This window comes from Cupriavidus sp. 2TAF22, assembly GCF_052115045.1.
Lineage (GTDB): Bacteria > Pseudomonadota > Gammaproteobacteria > Burkholderiales > Burkholderiaceae > Cupriavidus.
Genome location: NZ_JBFRFX010000011.1, coordinates 123,843 through 138,940, shown reverse-complemented (window position 1 = coordinate 138,940; position 15,098 = coordinate 123,843). Strand labels below are relative to the sequence as shown.

Here is a 15,098-nt window from a genome sequence, read left to right as displayed (position 1 = left end):
TTCTACTTGCCGTGCGCGGTGTCGACGGAAATCGGGTCGCTGGCCGGGAAGGTCTCGCGCAGGGCTTCGTCCAGTTCATCTTCCTGATGGTCCGCGCCTGGCTCCGGGGTGCCCTTGCCAGGCACAGGCGCCTGCTTGGCGGGCTTGGGTGGCGCCGGCTGTTTCGGCGAGACGGGCTTGGTCATGGCCTGATCCTGGGCAAGGGAGATGAGCCTTGATCTTAGAAGGCTTTGCAGCGAGATGCCAATCGCGGCGCCCCGCGGCCTCCACGGCCACGCCACTGCGGCCACTGCGGCCTCGATGCGCCGTACCGCCGTACCACAGTACAAGCGGACGATCATGCCGATCATGCGATGCCCTCCCGCGAGGCCACCGAGCCGCTGCCGCGCAACCAGGCTTGCATGAGGAAATCCGCCTCCGCATGGGTGGCAATGCAGGGCAGGCCCGTGTGTTTCTCCAGCAGCGCATGGGCACGCTCGGGCGGCACCCGGCGCCCGGCGAAGGGATGACGCCAGTGACACGCCAGCAGCAGGCCGCCGTGTACCAGCGAGCGCCGTACACGCCGGCCCAGCTTGGCTACCTGATCTTCCGGCAGGTAGTAAGCCAGCTCGCTGATCACGATCAGCTCGAAGCTGGCGCGCGGCCACGCCTCGGGCACGGTGAGCTGCATCACGCGCACATTGGGAATGCCGGCTAGTCGCTGGCGCGCGGCCTCCACGGCGCGCGGATGCATGTCGGCCGCCAGCAGGCTGTCGCAGCGGCGCGCCAGCGCCGCGCACAGTTCGCCATTGCCGCAACCGGGCTCGAAGGCGCAGCGGTAGCGCTTCCGGTCCAGCATGGCCAGCATCAGGCCACGCTTGCGCGCCTCGTACCAGCTCGTGCGGTAAGACCAGGGATCGTCGCTGCTGGCATAGAGCGCATCGAAGTATGTGCCCATGTCCTGCGGCGCGGCTACGGGATCCGGGGCTTCGCCCGGGGATTCGCTGTCGATGACAACAAGAGGCGGCTTCATGATGCGGCACCATCGCGCAAGCCGGTCTCCCGATCCCCGGCGTCGGCACGAAGGTAAGCAGGCGTGGCCACGGTCAGCCCGAGGGTTCGGCGCAAAGGTCCAGGCCCGCAGGTTCCGGCTTCGCGCCGGCCTGCGGGAAGCCCGTGCTTCAGGCCGCGCGATAGCGGTTGCGCAGGTCGCGGATCAGGTCGTGGTTGCGCAGCACGCCCTGATACTGGCGCTCCACCAGCGCACGGATATCGAAGCCCAGTTCGCTTTCCTGCAGCGCATCCGCGTATTTCTTCTTGGCCACATCTTCGCCCTTCTCGGTTTCCTCGAGGATGGCGAGGTCGCTGCGGTCCGCTACGGCCGTGCGCAGGCTGACCCAGCCGCGATGCAGCGCGCCCGCCACGCTGCCGTGATCCTCGGGCTTGCCGCCCAGTGCCGCCACCTGGGCCTGCAGTTCGGCCACCGCGCCGGCGATCTCGCTCGCGCGCCCGGAGAACAGCGACTTCAGTTCGGGGTTCTGCGCGTCTTCCGCTGCCTTGCGGAACCCTTGCTCGCCATCGCGCGACACCTCGATCAGGTCGTTGAGTACGGAAATGTTCTTTTCAGCCATGTCAGCTCCTCGGAGGGATTCGTGTTCGACAGAAGCATGACGCCGCGGGGACGTCATACGGCTACCTGTGGATAACGCTGGCTCGGCTGCGGGGCGGCGATGCCCCTTGCCCAGCACCCCTTCAAGATAAAGGACACCGCGCGACGGCGGCTGTAGGGCGCCCCCCGGAAACGTTGTCGGCGCACGCCTACAGCGCTGCGCCGCAACGACGTTCCCGCGCACATGCGGGACGAGACCTGCTGTGGCCCGCGATGTCCGCTGCGAGTCAGCCGGGTCCTGCGGCACGGCCCCGGCCGTCACGCGCGGCGTTGTTTTTGTGGCGTCTCAAACACTTTTTGCGCTTATCCCGTCACAACTGACCGCAAGCGGACAGGCGAATTCCCCGCCACACGGCAGAATAGCCTTGTCGGCGCAACACGCAATTTGCCACAGGCACCCTGATTCACTCCAGACCAACATTGCGAACAATGGGTACGGACAGCGCGCCTGCGTTGCAACGACTCTCGCCGGCCGTTTTGCGGCCGGTTTTTTCGTCGGAGTGCTTCCTTGGGGAATGTAATGATCAAAACGGATACGAACTGCCTGGAACTGGATCGCAACGCGGGTCAAGCCGCAACCTCGCCTGCGGCGCCTGCCGCGGCATGGCCGGACTTCATCACCTCGCGCGTCGCGGGGCACGAAGTGGAGCGGGTACAGAAACGCTGGGGCGGCAGCCATCTGTTGCACGGCAGGCAGCCCGGTCCCGACGCGGTGCACTTTTCCAGCAACGACTATCTCAGCCTGCTTGGCGAGCAGGAACTGGTCATGGCCCAGGTTACCGCGATGCGCGGGCCGGAAAGCGAGCTGCTGATGTCCGCGGTCTTCCAGTACGGCGACAATCCGACCAGCCGCCTGGAGCGCAAGCTGGCGGCATTCTCCGGTGCCGAGGCCAGTATCCTCTGCCAGTCCGGCTGGGCCGCCAATGTGGGCCTGCTGCAAAGCATCGCCAACGAGCGCACGCCCGTCTACCTCGACATGCTGGCCCATATGTCCTTGTGGGAAGGCGCCCACGCGGCGCGCGCGCGTGCCGTGCCCTTCATGCACAACGATGCCGAGCACGCGGAACGGCAGATCCGCAAGGAAGGGCCCGGCGTCATCGTGGTGGACTCGGTGTACAGCACCAACGGCAGCTTGTGCCCGCTGACCGATTTCGTCGAAGTGGCCGAGCGCACCGGCAGCGTGCTGGTGGTCGACGAATCCCATTCGCTGGGAACGCACGGCCCCGGCGGAGCCGGCCTGGTGGCGCAGCTCGGCCTGTCGCAGCGGGTTCACTTCCAGACCGCCAGCCTGGCCAAGGCCTTCGGCGGCCGCGCCGGCCTGGTTACCTGCCCCGCTTCGTTCAAGGGCTACTTCGCCGCGGAATCGCGGCCCGCGATCTTCAGCTCGGGGCTGCTGCACCATGAGCTGGCCTGGTTCGACGCCGCCGCGGATTTCATCGTCACCGCCGACGACCGCCGCGCCCGCCTGCATGCCATCTCCGCCCAGGTGCGCGGCGCGCTTGCCGAGTTGGGTTACAACGTCTCGGCCGGCTCGGAGCAGATCATCGCGCTGGAGTCGGGCACCGAGGAGCAGACCCTGGTGCTGCGCGACGCCTTGCAGTCGCGCGGGATCTTCGGCGCCGTCTTCTGCGCGCCGGCCACGGCACGAGATCGCGCACTGATGCGGCTGACCATGAATGCGTGCCTGACCGCGGTGGAAACCGAAAGGCTGATCCAGGTCTGCGCCGAGATCCGCGACGAAGTGAACCTGGCTGGCTGGCGATCGAGCCAGCGCCGCCAGCGCACGCCGCTGGCAAGGCCGGCGGCGCCGAAGCATGCCGTGGCCCGCGCAGCGCTGGAAATGGCGGGTAGCGAGGCCTGAGCGGCGCGGCCGTTCACCCGCTGCCACGGGTGCGCGGCCAGGCAATATGTCAGCCCGGCGCGCCGGCGCCTTCAGGCTGGGGCGCGATCAGCGGAAACTCCAGCACGAACTCGGTGTGGGCGTGCTCGATCGAGTTGCAGTGGATACGGCCGCCCCAGGCCTCCAGCGTTTCCTTGCAGAACGCCAGGCCGATGCCGGTGCCTTCGTTGCGCGGATACGTATGGAAGCGCTTGAAGATGGACGACAGCTCCCGCTCCGGGATTCCGGTGCCGGTATCGCGAAAGACCAGGCGGTTGCGCCGTGCACCCTGCTCAAGGCGCAGCCGGATCTCGCCATGACCGGCTCGCGCCAGCGCGTGCAAGGCATTCTTGATCAGGTTGAACAGCACCATGACCAGCAGCTTCTGCTCCGCGCGCACGAGGAAATCGTCGTCCAGGTCCGCCAGCACGAGTTCGCGCTGCCCCGCCTCGAACGGGTAGCGGCTGAGCGCCTCGCGCACGGCCAGGGCCATCGGGAACGGATCTCCGGGCTCCCGGTCCGCGCCGCCGCGCGCGTTGATGAGCAGCACGTCGATGCCATGGTTCATGCGCTCGACCTCGAGCTGGATTCGCGGCAAGGCATCCTTGAGCAGGCCGAAATGCGCGCGCGGCAGGTTCAGCGAGTTTTCCGGCGTCTCGTTTTCTTCATAGAAGCGGATCAGGCCGGGCAGGTATCGCCCCATGCCCAGCGCGGTCGATCCGATGCTGCGGATCGGCGTGCGCAGTTCATGCGCCACGGTGCCCAGCGCGATCGCCATGCCGTCGAGCTTTTCCTGGATCAGGATGCGCTGGTCGATCTTGAGGACGGCGATGGTGCAGATGGTGAACCCGATGATGGGCAGCTCCACCGGCCAGTTCACCGCCAGCAGCCCCGCCGGCGGCGGCGTCACGTAGTTGTAGACCAGCCAGGCGGCCGCCGTGCCCACGCCCAGCGAGGCGGCACCCCCCACCCAGCCGCTGAAGTTGAACAGGATGATCACCGCGATCACGAGCGACTGCGACCAGACCAGGTTGCCGTGGTTCATCAGGTACAGATAAACGAAGACAAACGACAGGCAATAGGTCAGCGTGACGAGGAAATAGGCAGGAAGCCATTTCCTGTCGCGCAGGTCCCGCGTCACGATCAGTGGCAGGCACATCAGCATGGCCACCAGGCGCAGGGTCAGGCTCTCGTACGGCTGCGGGAACCAGAACGTCCAGACCAGGTAGAACACGGGAAAGCCGATGAACGCCAGCCATCCCAGCAGCCGGATGCGCTTGATCTGGGCCGGCTGGCGGATATCGAGATGAACTTCCCGGGCAAGCACCCGGCGAAGGCGCACCGCACCTTCACCGCAACTGCGTTGAATCTGGGCAAGCATGTTCCAAACCGGCTGGTGGTGGCGTCGATACGCCAGTGTATCCGGATACGCCGGGAGGCCGGCTGATTTTGTGCTCTTTTCGCAGCTTGGCGTTGCGATGGGCGGGCCAGCCGGTCCCGCCGCACCACGGTCTCAGGGCTCAGTCCAGCAGATGCCCCATCCGCACGCGCTTGGTGGCCAGGTACTTCTCGTTCTCGGCATTCGACGGGATGATGTGGCGCATCTGCTCTACCACCGTGATGCCGGCGGCTTCGAGCGCCAGTTTCTTCTTCGGGTTGTTGCTCATCAGCCGGATCGACTTCACGCCCCACTGGTGCAGCAGATCGGCCGCAAAAGCGTAGTTGCGGGCGTCGATTTCCTGGCCCAGGGCCAGGTTGGCGTCAACGGTATCCAGGCCTTCGTCCTGCAGCGCATAGGCGCGGATCTTGTGGCCCAGGCCGATGCCGCGCCCTTCCTGGCCGCGCAGGTACAGCAGGATGCCGCGGCCCTCCTCGGCGATCTTCTCCATCGCGAGTTCGAGCTGCTCGCCGCAGTCGCAGCGGCAGGAGCCGAACACGTCGCCGGTCAGGCACTCCGAGTGCAGGCGGGTCAGCACGCCCTCGCCGGTGATATCGCCGACGCTCAGCGCCAGGTGTTCGATGCCCGAAACGGCGCCCTTGAATGCATGGGCGGTGAATTTGCCGAAGCGGGTCGGCAGGCGGGCCGAGCCGATCAGCTCGATTTCTGTGTCATTCATGTCAGTCGGTAGTGGCGCCACCCTTGCCGGCAGGGCAACGGGGCGCGCTTTGGCAGCGTCTAGCCCGCTAAGGTAGCACGAGCGGGGCCGGATCGCAGGGACGCTGGCGCGGGCACGGGGCGAGCAGGGTTTCCGGCAGGCTTCCAATGACTCAAAAGTTTATCATGAGACACTTAACTGTCGGCCTGGCCGCCGTCCTTTCCATCCAGCTCGATCGGCTGCCCATGCGGCGTACGGCGTGCCGCCGCCGCCCATGCCGCGCGCCGGTCCAGCAGCGCATCGGTCCCCACCAGGCCCTTGGCCGTGCTGAGGCGTTCAAGCGCAGTCAGCCAGAAACGGTAGTAGTGCTCGCCGTTGTCCGGGTCGCCCGCGGCCTGCGCTTCGCGGATCACCTGCGACAGGATGGCGGCCCATTCAGGCCAGGTAAAGGCGCCGCGCTCGTGCAGGGCAAGCGCCATGGCAAAGGCCTGTGCCTCCCAGGGCTCGCGGAAGACCGGGCCGGTGCTGTCGCAAGGCAGGGCCGGCAGCGCGGCGCGCATGGCCTGCAGCCTGTCGGGCGTGAAACCGGCGGCGACAGCCTCAGCCATGAGCCACCTCCACCGCTTCGAGATAGGGCTCCCAGCAATCCACGCTGACCGAGGATGCGGTCGTATCCGGGCCCCAGAGTTCGGCGGCGTCGAAGCGCACGGTGTAGAGCCATTGCGGCTGCTCGCCGGCGCCCGTGGCGCTGGCGTCGGGAAAGACATGGGCACCATGGACCGCCACGATCTCGCCCTGGCGCCCGCGGCAATAGCGCGGCAGGCGGGTGTGGCCGGGCGGATGCATCATGCGGGCGCGCACGCGCTGGCCGGGCCGGAAGCGCGCCTCGCCGCAGGCCGGCCGCGCGCTCGGTGAACCGCGCGCGAGCGCGCCGCTTACCTGATCCGCTGCCAGCACGCGCGCCAGCGCCACCGGTGGCGTGGCGCAATGGCCGCTGGCGATTTCCTCCGCGCTGGCCAGGCCCGTCTTCAGGAGCAGGGCCTTGAGCCCTTCGAACCAGATCTGGTAATAGCTGCTGCCGAGGTACTGCGCGGGCGGCAGGCTCTCGCGGGCCGCGCGGGACGTGTCGATATTCCACTGGCCGGTCGCGCCCATCGCCAGCGTCAGCGCCAGCACGCGGCGCTCCCACTCGGCGTGGAAGGGCGGCTCGCCGGCTTCGGGGCGGACCGGGCCGAAACCCTGCATGCCGCCCAGATCTTGCGCGCCATTCATTGCGATACCTCCGCGCCGGCCGTGGCCGGGACGCCCACGTCGGGCAGCAGGCCAGTGCCGATCATGGCGTCGCGCGTGACCAGGTCCGCCAGCGCCTGCTCGCTCCAGCCATCGGTGCCGGCCGGGCGCATCGGCAGCACCAGGTAGCGCAGCTCTGCGGTGGAATCCCACACCTGGATCTTCACCGCGTCCGGCAGCGTAAAGCCGAAGTCGCGCAGTACGCCGCGCGGGTCGATCACGGCGCGCGCGCGGTATGGCGCGGACTTGTACCAGACAGGCGGCAGCCCGAGTACCGGCCAGGGATAGCAGGAACACAGGGTGCAGACCACCATATTGTGGACGGCGGGCGTGTTCTCCAGCACCAGCATGTGCTCGCCCTGGCGGCCGCTGAAACCGAGCGATGCGATGGCGGCGGTGGCATCCGCCAGCAGCCATGCCTTGTAAGCGGGATCGGCCCACGCCCTGGCCACCACGCGCGCGCCGTTGCGGGGGCCGATGCGCTGCTCGTAGGTCTCGATCAGCAGGTCCAGCGCGGCCGGGTCGACGTAGCCTTTTTCGACCAGCAGCGATTCCAGCGCGCGCACGCGCAGGTCCATGTCCGAAAGCGTGCTGCCGCCATGGTCGTGGCCATGATGATCGTGCCCATGGCCGTGATCGTGCGGGTCGTGCCGCGGGGGATTGCCGGACGGGCCGGAAGGATCGGAAGGCATCGGCGTCGGGGGTGGGCTGGCGTGGCGACAAGCGTCGCAAGTGCTCAGTATGGCCACGCCGGCGTCGCTTGGCAATTGGCCGCCAGCGTCTGCCAGCCGCGCTCCGGCACGGTCCGGCAAGCGCATGGCCGGTCGGCCAGACACCGCCGTGCGCCGCTTGCCAAGCGCCGGCGGGGCATGGTTATTGCCACTCCCCAAGGCATGCCGGGCGCGCGCTGCCCGTGTTGTCAGGAGTCAAGCCAGGCGCGCAGGCGCACTGGGGCAAAGCCGCGCGCAAGTCAGCCGGCGCCTGGCTGCGGGCAGGCCGCACATGCCGGTTTTACACGCGCACGCCAAAGCTACACGGTGGCCAGGCGGCGGACCATGCTGCCGCCCTGCCCCTGCCGCGCGGATTCTTTCCGTCCCGTTTTTCCCTTTTCCCCGTAGTGCCGGCCTCTCCGGCCGGCCGAAGCCAGGAGTTGCACATGAATCAGGATCGTCCCCACATGCCTCACACCGACCATAGCCCCACCGAACTGGCCGGCAAGCGCGTCGCGCTGCTGGTCACCGACATGTTCGAGCAGGTCGAGCTCACCGGCCCGCGCCAGGCGCTGCAGCAGGCGGGCGCCACCACGGTGATCGTGGCCCCGCAGGCCGGCCAGGTCCAGGGCGCCCATCACGACAGCAAGGCCGACCGCTTCGACGTGCAGGCCGTCCTGTCCGACGCCCGCCCCGAGGAATTCGACGCCGTCATGCTGCCCGGCGGGGTCATGAACGCCGACACGCTGCGCACCAACGCCGAGGCACAACGCTTCGTCAGGCGAATCCAGGACGACGGCAAGCCGGTGGCAGTGATCTGCCACGGCGCGTGGCTGCTGGTATCGGCGGGCATGGTCAGGGGGCGCACCCTGACCAGCTGGCCTTCGCTGGCCGACGACATCCGCAATGCCGGCGGCGAATGGGTGGACCGCGAAGTCGTACGCGACGGCAACTGGGTCAGCAGCCGCAAGCCCGACGACATTCCTGCCTTCAACCGCGAAATGGTAGCGCTGTTCAGTGCCGGCGCGGGCGCGGGCGCTGGCCAGGACAATGGCGCCCCGCGGCGCCGGCAGGCCATGTAGGACAGCGCCGGCAGCGCGCTGACGGCACCGTCCTACAAGCGGGCACGGCTTTTGCGCGATACGGCTGCCACACGGAGCGGCGCCGGGCGGCGGGGACTCCACCCGCCACCCGCAGCCCGTTGCTGACAAGGACCAACCATCGTCAACCGCATCCCAGGGGAAAATCGTGGCGCACACGCTGCATGCAGAATCTACCGATCCGAGCCCGGACTTTCTTGTAGTTTTTACAAACGAGATGGACCAGTTGCTGGATGAATGGGTCGGACTGCAACTGGCAGAGCCCGGTGGGCAGCGCCTGTCCGCAGCCGATCTGCGGGACCAGGCCCAGCGCTTCCTGCACGGCTTGCGCGAAGCGCTGCGGGCCGGCGCCGCACCCGACCTGGAGACGCCGGCGTGGGAGCGCGTGCGCGGCGTGCTGGCCGACATCTCGCGCCGCCGCGCGCGCGAAGGCTTTTCGGCAGCGGATACCGCTACCTTCGTGTTCTCGCTCAAGCAGCCGGTGTTCGTGCGGCTGCGCAAGGCGCTGGCGAACAGCCCCGCGCAACTGGCGGATCAGACCTGGGCGGTCAGCGCCCTGCTCGACAAGCTCGGGCTTTACACCACCACGCTCTACCAGAACAGCCGCGAGGAGGTCATCGCGCGCCAGCAACGCGAGCTGATGGAACTCTCCACCCCTGTGGTCCAGCTGTGGGATGACATCCTGGCCCTGCCGCTGATCGGCACGCTGGACAGCGCGCGCACGCAGACCGTGATGGAAAGCCTGCTGCAGAAGATCGTGGAGTCCGGCGCATCGATTGCCATCATCGACATCACCGGCGTGCCGACCGTGGACACCCTGGTCGCGCAGCATCTGCTCAAGACCGTGGCCGCAGCGCGCCTGATGGGTGCGGACTGCATCATCAGCGGCATCCGCCCGCAGATCGCGCAGACCATCGTCCACCTGGGCGTGGACCTCGCCAACGTGACCACCAAGGCAACCCTGGCAGATGCATTCCAGGTGGCCCTCAAGCGGACCGGCGGCTCGATCGGCAGCGCCGGGTCGCACTAGCCAACGCACGCACAAGGACCGACACGCGATATGGAGCGCATTCCAATCCTCCGCATGGGACGCCTGCTGCTGGTGACGATCCAGGTGGACATGCACGACAGGCTGGCCCTGACCCTGCAGGAAGACCTGTCCGAGCGCATTGTCAAGGAGCGCGCCAAGGGCGTGCTGATCGACATCTCCGCGCTGGACCTGGTCGATTCCTTCATCGGCCGCATGATTGGCAATACCGCCGCCATCGCGCGGGTGCTGGATGCCGAGACCGTCGTGGTCGGCATGCAGCCCGCGGTGGCGATCACCCTGGTCGAACTGGGGGTCACGCTGGACGGGGTGCGCACGGCGCTGAACGTCGAGCGCGGCATGACCCTGCTGCAGGCGGACGCATGAACCGCTATGACGGCGCCATCGCTGCGCAGTCCTCGTGGCTGCACCACGCCGCGCCGGACACCGGAGGCGTCGCGCCGCAGCAGGTTGCGCTGCAGTCGAGCGAGGACGTGGTGCGCCTGCGCAAGCTGGTGCGCGACCTGGCCGTGGCGCAGGGCATGAGCCTGGTGGACCAGACCAAGCTGGTCACGGCGGCGAGCGAGCTGGCGCGCAACACCGTGATCCACGGTGGCGGCGGGCACGCGGAAATCGCCACCGTGGCTGCCAGCGGACGGCGCGGCGTGCAGTTGCGCTTCGTCGACCAGGGGCCGGGCATCGCCGACGTGCAGGAGGCGCTGCGCGACGGCTTTACCACCGGCAACGGCATGGGCCTCGGCCTGGGCGGCGCGCGCAGGCTGTCCGACGCCTTCGATATCGTGACCGCGCCCGGCCAGGGAACAACCGTGACGATCGCCCGCTATGGCGCGTTCTGACGCTGGAACGAAATGATGCAGATCCGAGCCTTGATCCAGGAAGCGAGCCATGTCGCCGAAGCGCGTCGCACGGTGACGGAGCTCGCCATCCGCTGCGGCTTCGGCGAGGTGGCCACCGGCCGCCTGGCCATCGCGGTGTCCGAGGCCGCCACCAATATCCTGAAGTACGGCACGGAGGGCGAACTGCTCATCCGCGCCTTGCAGGAAGAGGCGACGGGACCGGCCGCCCCGCAGGTCGAAGTCATCGCCATCGACCGCGGACCCGGCATGGCCGACCTCGGCGCCAGCCTGCGCGACGGCTTCTCGACCACCGGCACGGCAGGCAACGGGCTGGGTGCGATGGGCCGGCTTGCCACGGCATTCGACATCTACAGCGCACCCGGCAAAGGCACCGTCCTGCGCATGACGCTCGCGCCGTCGGACCGGCCGGTCGAGCCTGCACTGCCGGCGGTGTCGGTGGGCGCGGTTTGCGTGCCGATGACCGGCGAAACGGAATGCGGCGACGGCTGGCATGCCAGTTCGGCGCGCGCCTTGTCGAGCCTGGTGGTGGCCGACGGCCTGGGCCACGGACCCGACGCCGCGCGCGCGGCCGAGGCCGCCAAGCGGGTTGCCGCGGCGCACGCCTTCGTGGCACCCGCCGTGCTGATCGGGCACGCGCATGCCGCGCTGCGCGCCACGCGCGGTGCGGCCGTGGCGGTAGCCCGCATCGATTCCGACCCCGGCAGCGTGCGTTTTGCCGGCATCGGCAATATTTCCGCCTGCGTGTATTCGCCCGGCGCGCTCGGCGGCTCCGGCAACCGGCGGCAGCTGATCTCCCACAATGGCATCGTCGGCTATATCATGCGCAAGGTCACCGAGGTGGAGGCGCCGTGGCCGGCCGAGACCTTGCTCGTCCTCCATAGCGACGGCCTGGGCTCGCACTGGGACCTGGATAATTACCCGGGCCTGCATGCGCGCCACCCTGCCGTCGTGGCGGCGGTGCTGTACCGCGATTTCGCGCGCGGGCATGACGATGTCACCGTGATCGTGTGCAAGCGCAGCAGCGAATGCCAGTCGTATGCCCCGCGCGTGCAGGACGCCGCCGGGGATGGCGCCCGAGCGGTGCCTGACGCTGGCGAGGGAGCCCGGTCATGAGACTGCCCCTCTTCCAGCTGGTCCTGCGCGCCGATACCGATGTGGTGCTGGCGCGCCAGGCCGCGCGCAGCGCCGCGGCCACACTGGGCTTCTCGGCCATCGAGCAGACCGCGATCGCCACCACCGTATCCGAACTGGCGCGCCTGCTGCTTTCCATGGACGGGCCACGCACCCTGTGCGCGCGCTTGATCCGCGGCGAAGGCAGGGAGCACGCCGAGCGCGAACTGGCCATCACCGTCGACGCCGCGCCCGCCGCGATCGCCACGCTGGCGCGCATGCTGCGCGGCGAAGTCGCTCCCGGCGACCCCTCGGCGCAGGCGCTGCTCCATGCGGTCGCCCTGGCCGACAGCTGGTCGCTGGAAGAGGAAGGCACGGCCCGGGAACGCCTGGCGATCCACCGGCGCCTGCCGGCGAGCGCGCCGGAATCGGCGCCGGCGGCGCTGGCCGCGCTGTCCGAGCGCTGCCTGGACCGCGCCCCCGACCTGATCTTGAGCGAGCTGCGCGAGCAGAACCGTGAGCTGGCCGGCACCCTGCACGAACTCGCGGCGCGCCAGCGCGAGCTGGAGCTGCTTGCCAACGAACTGGCCGATACCAACCGCGGCGTGGTGGCGCTGTATGCCGAACTCGATGACCGCGCGGACCGCCTGCGCGTGGCGGACGAAACCAAGAGCCGCTTCTTGTCCAACGTCAGCCACGAGCTGCGCACGCCGCTGAGCTCCATCCGTGCGCTGTCCGGCCTGCTGCTCGACCAGACCGACGGACCGCTCAACGCCGAGCAGGTGCACCAGGTGACCATGGTGCGGCACGCCGCGGAATCGCTGGCCCAACTGGTGGACGACCTGCTCGACCTGGCCAAGATCGCTTCGGGCAAGACCGAGCTGAGCCTGTCGGATTTCACGCTGGACAATACCTTCAGCGCGCTGCGCGGCATGATGCGCCCGCTCCAGCACAGCGCCGAGGTCGAGCTGATGATCAGTGCCGTCGACCATATCCCGCCGCTGCATACCGACGAAGGCAAGCTCGCGCAGATCCTGCGCAACTTCGTCTCCAACGCGCTCAAGTACACCGAGCACGGCGAGGTCCGCGTCGGCGCGCAGTACCTGCCCGCCACCGACCAGCTGGTGGTGACGGTGGCCGATACCGGCATCGGCATCGCGCCCGGGCACCTGCCGGTGGTGTTCGAGGAATTCACGCAGATCGCCAACCCCCTGCAGCACCGCGTCAAGGGCACAGGCCTCGGCCTGCCGCTGTGCCGCCAGCTTGCCGACCTTCTGCACGGGAAGATCCATGTCCAGAGCGAGGTGGGCAAGGGATCCATCTTCACGCTGATGATCCCCGCCCATTGTCCCGCCCGAGCGCGCCCGGCCGCTGCGTCCGACGCCCAACATCGTTGAGTTCGCCATGAACATCCCACTACGCCAAGACGCCCCCGCGCGACCCCTGATCCTCAACGTCGACGACRGCGACGGACCCCGCTACGTGAAGGGCCGCATCCTGCGGCGTGCCGGCTTCTCCGTACTGGATGCGGCCAGCGGCCAGGCCGCGCTCTCCCTGGTGCGCCAGCACGCGCCGGACCTGGTGCTGCTGGATGTGAAGCTGCCCGATATCGACGGGCTCGAAGTGTGCCGGCTGATCAAGAGCGATCCCGAGACGGCCGCGACGCTGGTGCTGCAGACATCGGCCGCGCTGACCGAATCGCGCCACCGCGTGCAGGCGCTCGATGGCGGTGCCGACAGCTTCCTGATCGAGCCGGTGGAAGCCGAAGAGCTGGTGTCGAGCATCAACGCCCTGCTGCGCATGCGCAAGGCCGAGGAGGAAGCCCGGCAGACGTCGCGCGCATTGCGCGAGAGCGAGGAACTGCTGCGCCAGCTCGCCGATAACCTGTCCGACGTGCTGTGGATCCTCGACCCGGCCGAACCCGAGTTCCTCTTCATCAGCCCGTCCTTCGCGCAACTGTGGGACCGGCCGGTGGATGAGCTCAGGCGCAGCCCGCTTCGCTGGCTCGACTGGGTGGACCCCGGCGAACGCACGCGCGTGGCGCAAGCCTTCGACGCCATGATGAAGAACGGCCACATGGATGCCGAGTTCCAGGTGATCCGCGGCGACGGCGAAATACGCGAGGTCCGCGCGCGCGCCTTTCCCGTCTCCGACACGGGCGGCAACTTCTACCGCGTGGCGGGCATCTACCAGGACATCACCCGCCAGAAGCGCGCCGAACGCATGCTGCTGGAGGAAGATCGCCGCAAGGACGAGTTCCTCGCCATGCTGGCGCATGAACTGCGCAATCCGCTCGCGCCGATGCGCAGCGCCGCCGACCTGCTGATGCACTGCGCTCCCTCGCGCGAAGACAGCTTCAAGGCGCGCGACATCATCGCCCGCCAGCTCCACCACCTGACGCGGCTGGTGGACGACCTGCTCGACATCGCCCGCTTCACGCAGGGCCGCATCGTGCTGCGCGACGACCTGGTGGAGCTGCGCACCGCGCTCAGCACCGCAGTGGAAGCCGTGCGTCCGCTGATCGAATCGCGCAGCCACACGCTGCGCCTGAGCGTGCCGGAAGGGCCCATGCCGGTGCGCGGCGACCTGGTGCGGCTGACCCAGATCTTCAGCAACCTGCTGCACAACGCCGCGCGCTACACCCAGCCCGGCGGCCAGCTCGCGGTCGAAGTCACCAACGACGGCAAGCTGCTGACCGTCAAGGTGCTGGACAACGGTCCGGGCCTCTCGCCCCAGGCCCTGCAGGCCGTCTTCGACCCCGCCACCGCGCACCACGGCGACAAGACCGGCCCCGGCGGCCAGGAAGGCATGGGCATCGGCCTGTCGCTGGTACAGAAACTGGTGAAGCTGCACGGCGGCAGCGTGCATGCCGAAAGCGCCGGCCCCGCGCTGGGCTGCGCCTTCGTGGTCACTCTGCCGGCCCAGCCCTGGCAAAGCTGGAAGCCGGCCACGGGTACGTCGAGGCCGGCACCCGGCGTGCCACGCACGGTGATGGTGGTGGACGACAACATTGACGCACTGGAAGCCATTGCCCTGACGCTCGAAGCCATGGGGCATACCGTGATCACCGCGATCGACGGCCCCGCCGCCATCGTGCGCGCGGTCAAGGCGCAACCCGATGTCATCTTGCTGGACCTCGGCATGCCGGCCATGGACGGTTTCGAGATCGCCCAGCGCCTGCGCGCCATTCCGGAGCTGCAGCACGTGCGCCTGGTGGCGCTGACCGGCTACAGCCAGCCCGCCGACCGCCAGCGGACCAGCGAAGCCGGCTTCGACCGCCACCTGGTCAAGCCGGTCGACCTGGATGCGCTATCGAAGATTCTCGACGAGCTGGGCGAGACGGCCTGACGGCCGCTGCCC

At 68.6% G+C, this 15,098-nt stretch carries 16 protein-coding genes; 8 read left to right on the top strand and 8 right to left on the bottom strand.

The genetic code is table 11. The features are described 5' to 3' along the window. Nucleotides 1-2 precede the first annotated feature (2 nt). The 3 genes from AB4Z48_RS15320 to AB4Z48_RS15310 all read right to left on the bottom strand — a co-directional run bounded on the left by AB4Z48_RS15320 (nucleotide 3) and on the right by AB4Z48_RS15310 (nucleotide 1,610). Nucleotides 3-185 (bottom strand): hypothetical protein, encoded by a 183-nt coding sequence (locus tag AB4Z48_RS15320; protein WP_441615310.1) that lies wholly within the window; start codon nucleotides 183-185, stop codon nucleotides 3-5. A gap of 161 nt (nucleotides 186-346) precedes the next feature. Beyond that, nucleotides 347-1,012 carry a class I SAM-dependent methyltransferase gene (locus AB4Z48_RS15315; RefSeq protein WP_441615308.1) on the bottom strand — a complete coding sequence of 222 codons (666 nt, stop codon included), beginning with the start codon at nucleotides 1,010-1,012 and terminating at the stop codon, nucleotides 347-349. Between the two features lie 148 nt (nucleotides 1,013-1,160). Beyond that, on the bottom strand, nucleotides 1,161-1,610 hold the full coding sequence (locus AB4Z48_RS15310; protein WP_441615306.1) for a PA2169 family four-helix-bundle protein: 450 nt from the start codon (nucleotides 1,608-1,610) through the stop codon (nucleotides 1,161-1,163). A 558-nt stretch (nucleotides 1,611-2,168) separates the two neighbouring features. Here AB4Z48_RS15310 and cqsA point away from each other — a divergent pair. Continuing rightward, complete coding sequence (gene cqsA, locus AB4Z48_RS15305) at nucleotides 2,169-3,509, top strand: alpha-hydroxyketone-type quorum-sensing autoinducer synthase (RefSeq protein WP_441615304.1); 1,341 nt, start codon at nucleotides 2,169-2,171, stop codon at nucleotides 3,507-3,509. Nucleotides 3,510-3,558: 49 nt separating this feature from the next. Here the strand turns inward: cqsA and AB4Z48_RS15300 are convergent, their stop codons facing one another. The 5 genes from AB4Z48_RS15300 to nthA form a co-directional block, all read right to left on the bottom strand. Next, nucleotides 3,559-4,908 (bottom strand): sensor histidine kinase, encoded by a 1,350-nt coding sequence (locus tag AB4Z48_RS15300; protein ID WP_441615302.1) that lies wholly within the window; start codon nucleotides 4,906-4,908, stop codon nucleotides 3,559-3,561. Nucleotides 4,909-5,047: 139 nt separating this feature from the next. After that, nucleotides 5,048-5,644 carry a GTP cyclohydrolase II gene (ribA, locus tag AB4Z48_RS15295; protein ID WP_441615300.1) on the bottom strand — a complete coding sequence of 199 codons (597 nt, stop codon included), beginning with the start codon at nucleotides 5,642-5,644 and terminating at the stop codon, nucleotides 5,048-5,050. A 173-nt stretch (nucleotides 5,645-5,817) separates the two neighbouring features. After that, nucleotides 5,818-6,183, bottom strand: coding sequence for a nitrile hydratase accessory protein (locus AB4Z48_RS15290; protein WP_441615436.1), 366 nt, complete (start codon nucleotides 6,181-6,183; stop codon nucleotides 5,818-5,820). 40 nt (nucleotides 6,184-6,223) lie between these two features. Next, nucleotides 6,224-6,895, bottom strand: coding sequence for a nitrile hydratase subunit beta (nthB, locus tag AB4Z48_RS15285; RefSeq protein WP_441615298.1), 672 nt, complete (start codon nucleotides 6,893-6,895; stop codon nucleotides 6,224-6,226). Continuing rightward, nucleotides 6,892-7,605 (bottom strand): nitrile hydratase subunit alpha, encoded by a 714-nt coding sequence (gene nthA / locus AB4Z48_RS15280; RefSeq protein WP_441615296.1) that lies wholly within the window; start codon nucleotides 7,603-7,605, stop codon nucleotides 6,892-6,894. The genes nthB and nthA overlap by 4 nt, the downstream gene beginning before the upstream one ends. 464 nt (nucleotides 7,606-8,069) lie before the next feature. On the opposite strand from nthA, the gene AB4Z48_RS15275 reads away from it, so the two are divergent. The 7 genes from AB4Z48_RS15275 (at nucleotide 8,070) to AB4Z48_RS15245 (ending at nucleotide 15,086) form a co-directional block, all read left to right on the top strand. Continuing rightward, complete coding sequence (locus AB4Z48_RS15275) at nucleotides 8,070-8,705, top strand: type 1 glutamine amidotransferase domain-containing protein (RefSeq protein ID WP_441615294.1); 636 nt, start codon at nucleotides 8,070-8,072, stop codon at nucleotides 8,703-8,705. A 178-nt stretch (nucleotides 8,706-8,883) separates the two neighbouring features. After that, entirely contained in the window at nucleotides 8,884-9,753 is an 870-nt protein-coding gene (locus tag AB4Z48_RS15270) for an STAS domain-containing protein (RefSeq protein ID WP_441615434.1), read from the top strand. Between the two features lie 30 nt (nucleotides 9,754-9,783). Next, nucleotides 9,784-10,137: an STAS domain-containing protein gene (locus AB4Z48_RS15265; RefSeq protein ID WP_441615292.1), complete on the top strand. Its 354-nt coding sequence runs from the start codon at nucleotides 9,784-9,786 to the stop codon at nucleotides 10,135-10,137. Then, nucleotides 10,134-10,607, top strand: a complete 474-nt coding sequence (locus AB4Z48_RS15260) for an anti-sigma regulatory factor (protein ID WP_441615290.1) — start codon at nucleotides 10,134-10,136, stop codon at nucleotides 10,605-10,607. The genes AB4Z48_RS15265 and AB4Z48_RS15260 overlap by 4 nt, the downstream gene beginning before the upstream one ends. Nucleotides 10,608-10,619: 12 nt before the next feature. After that, complete coding sequence (locus tag AB4Z48_RS15255; RefSeq protein ID WP_441615288.1) at nucleotides 10,620-11,741, top strand: ATP-binding protein; 1,122 nt, start codon at nucleotides 10,620-10,622, stop codon at nucleotides 11,739-11,741. Further along, the gene (locus tag AB4Z48_RS15250; RefSeq protein ID WP_441615286.1) at nucleotides 11,738-13,135 is read left to right on the top strand and encodes a sensor histidine kinase; all 1,398 of its coding nucleotides are present in this window, start codon (nucleotides 11,738-11,740) and stop codon (nucleotides 13,133-13,135) included. The genes AB4Z48_RS15255 and AB4Z48_RS15250 overlap by 4 nt, the downstream gene beginning before the upstream one ends. A gap of 7 nt (nucleotides 13,136-13,142) precedes the next feature. Continuing rightward, nucleotides 13,143-15,086 carry a hybrid sensor histidine kinase/response regulator gene (locus tag AB4Z48_RS15245; protein WP_441615284.1) on the top strand — a complete coding sequence of 648 codons (1,944 nt, stop codon included), beginning with the start codon at nucleotides 13,143-13,145 and terminating at the stop codon, nucleotides 15,084-15,086. The last annotated feature ends 12 nt before the right edge of the window (nucleotides 15,087-15,098 follow it).

Coding starts and splice junctions, on each gene's coding strand:
- AB4Z48_RS15320 (WP_441615310.1), bottom strand. CDS start 185: ATGACCAAGCCCGTCTCGCCGAAACAGCCGGCGCCACCCAAGCCCGCC.
- AB4Z48_RS15315 (WP_441615308.1), bottom strand. CDS start 1,012: ATGAAGCCGCCTCTTGTTGTCATCGACAGCGAATCCCCGGGCGAAGCC.
- AB4Z48_RS15310 (WP_441615306.1), bottom strand. CDS start 1,610: ATGGCTGAAAAGAACATTTCCGTACTCAACGACCTGATCGAGGTGTCG.
- cqsA (WP_441615304.1), top strand. CDS start 2,169: ATGATCAAAACGGATACGAACTGCCTGGAACTGGATCGCAACGCGGGT.
- AB4Z48_RS15300 (WP_441615302.1), bottom strand. CDS start 4,908: ATGCTTGCCCAGATTCAACGCAGTTGCGGTGAAGGTGCGGTGCGCCTT.
- ribA (WP_441615300.1), bottom strand. CDS start 5,644: ATGAATGACACAGAAATCGAGCTGATCGGCTCGGCCCGCCTGCCGACC.
- AB4Z48_RS15290 (WP_441615436.1), bottom strand. CDS start 6,183: ATGCGCGCCGCGCTGCCGGCCCTGCCTTGCGACAGCACCGGCCCGGTC.
- nthB (WP_441615298.1), bottom strand. CDS start 6,895: ATGAATGGCGCGCAAGATCTGGGCGGCATGCAGGGTTTCGGCCCGGTC.
- nthA (WP_441615296.1), bottom strand. CDS start 7,605: ATGCCTTCCGATCCTTCCGGCCCGTCCGGCAATCCCCCGCGGCACGAC.
- AB4Z48_RS15275 (WP_441615294.1), top strand. CDS start 8,070: ATGAATCAGGATCGTCCCCACATGCCTCACACCGACCATAGCCCCACC.
- AB4Z48_RS15265 (WP_441615292.1), top strand. CDS start 9,784: ATGGAGCGCATTCCAATCCTCCGCATGGGACGCCTGCTGCTGGTGACG.
- AB4Z48_RS15260 (WP_441615290.1), top strand. CDS start 10,134: ATGAACCGCTATGACGGCGCCATCGCTGCGCAGTCCTCGTGGCTGCAC.
- AB4Z48_RS15255 (WP_441615288.1), top strand. CDS start 10,620: ATGATGCAGATCCGAGCCTTGATCCAGGAAGCGAGCCATGTCGCCGAA.
- AB4Z48_RS15250 (WP_441615286.1), top strand. CDS start 11,738: ATGAGACTGCCCCTCTTCCAGCTGGTCCTGCGCGCCGATACCGATGTG.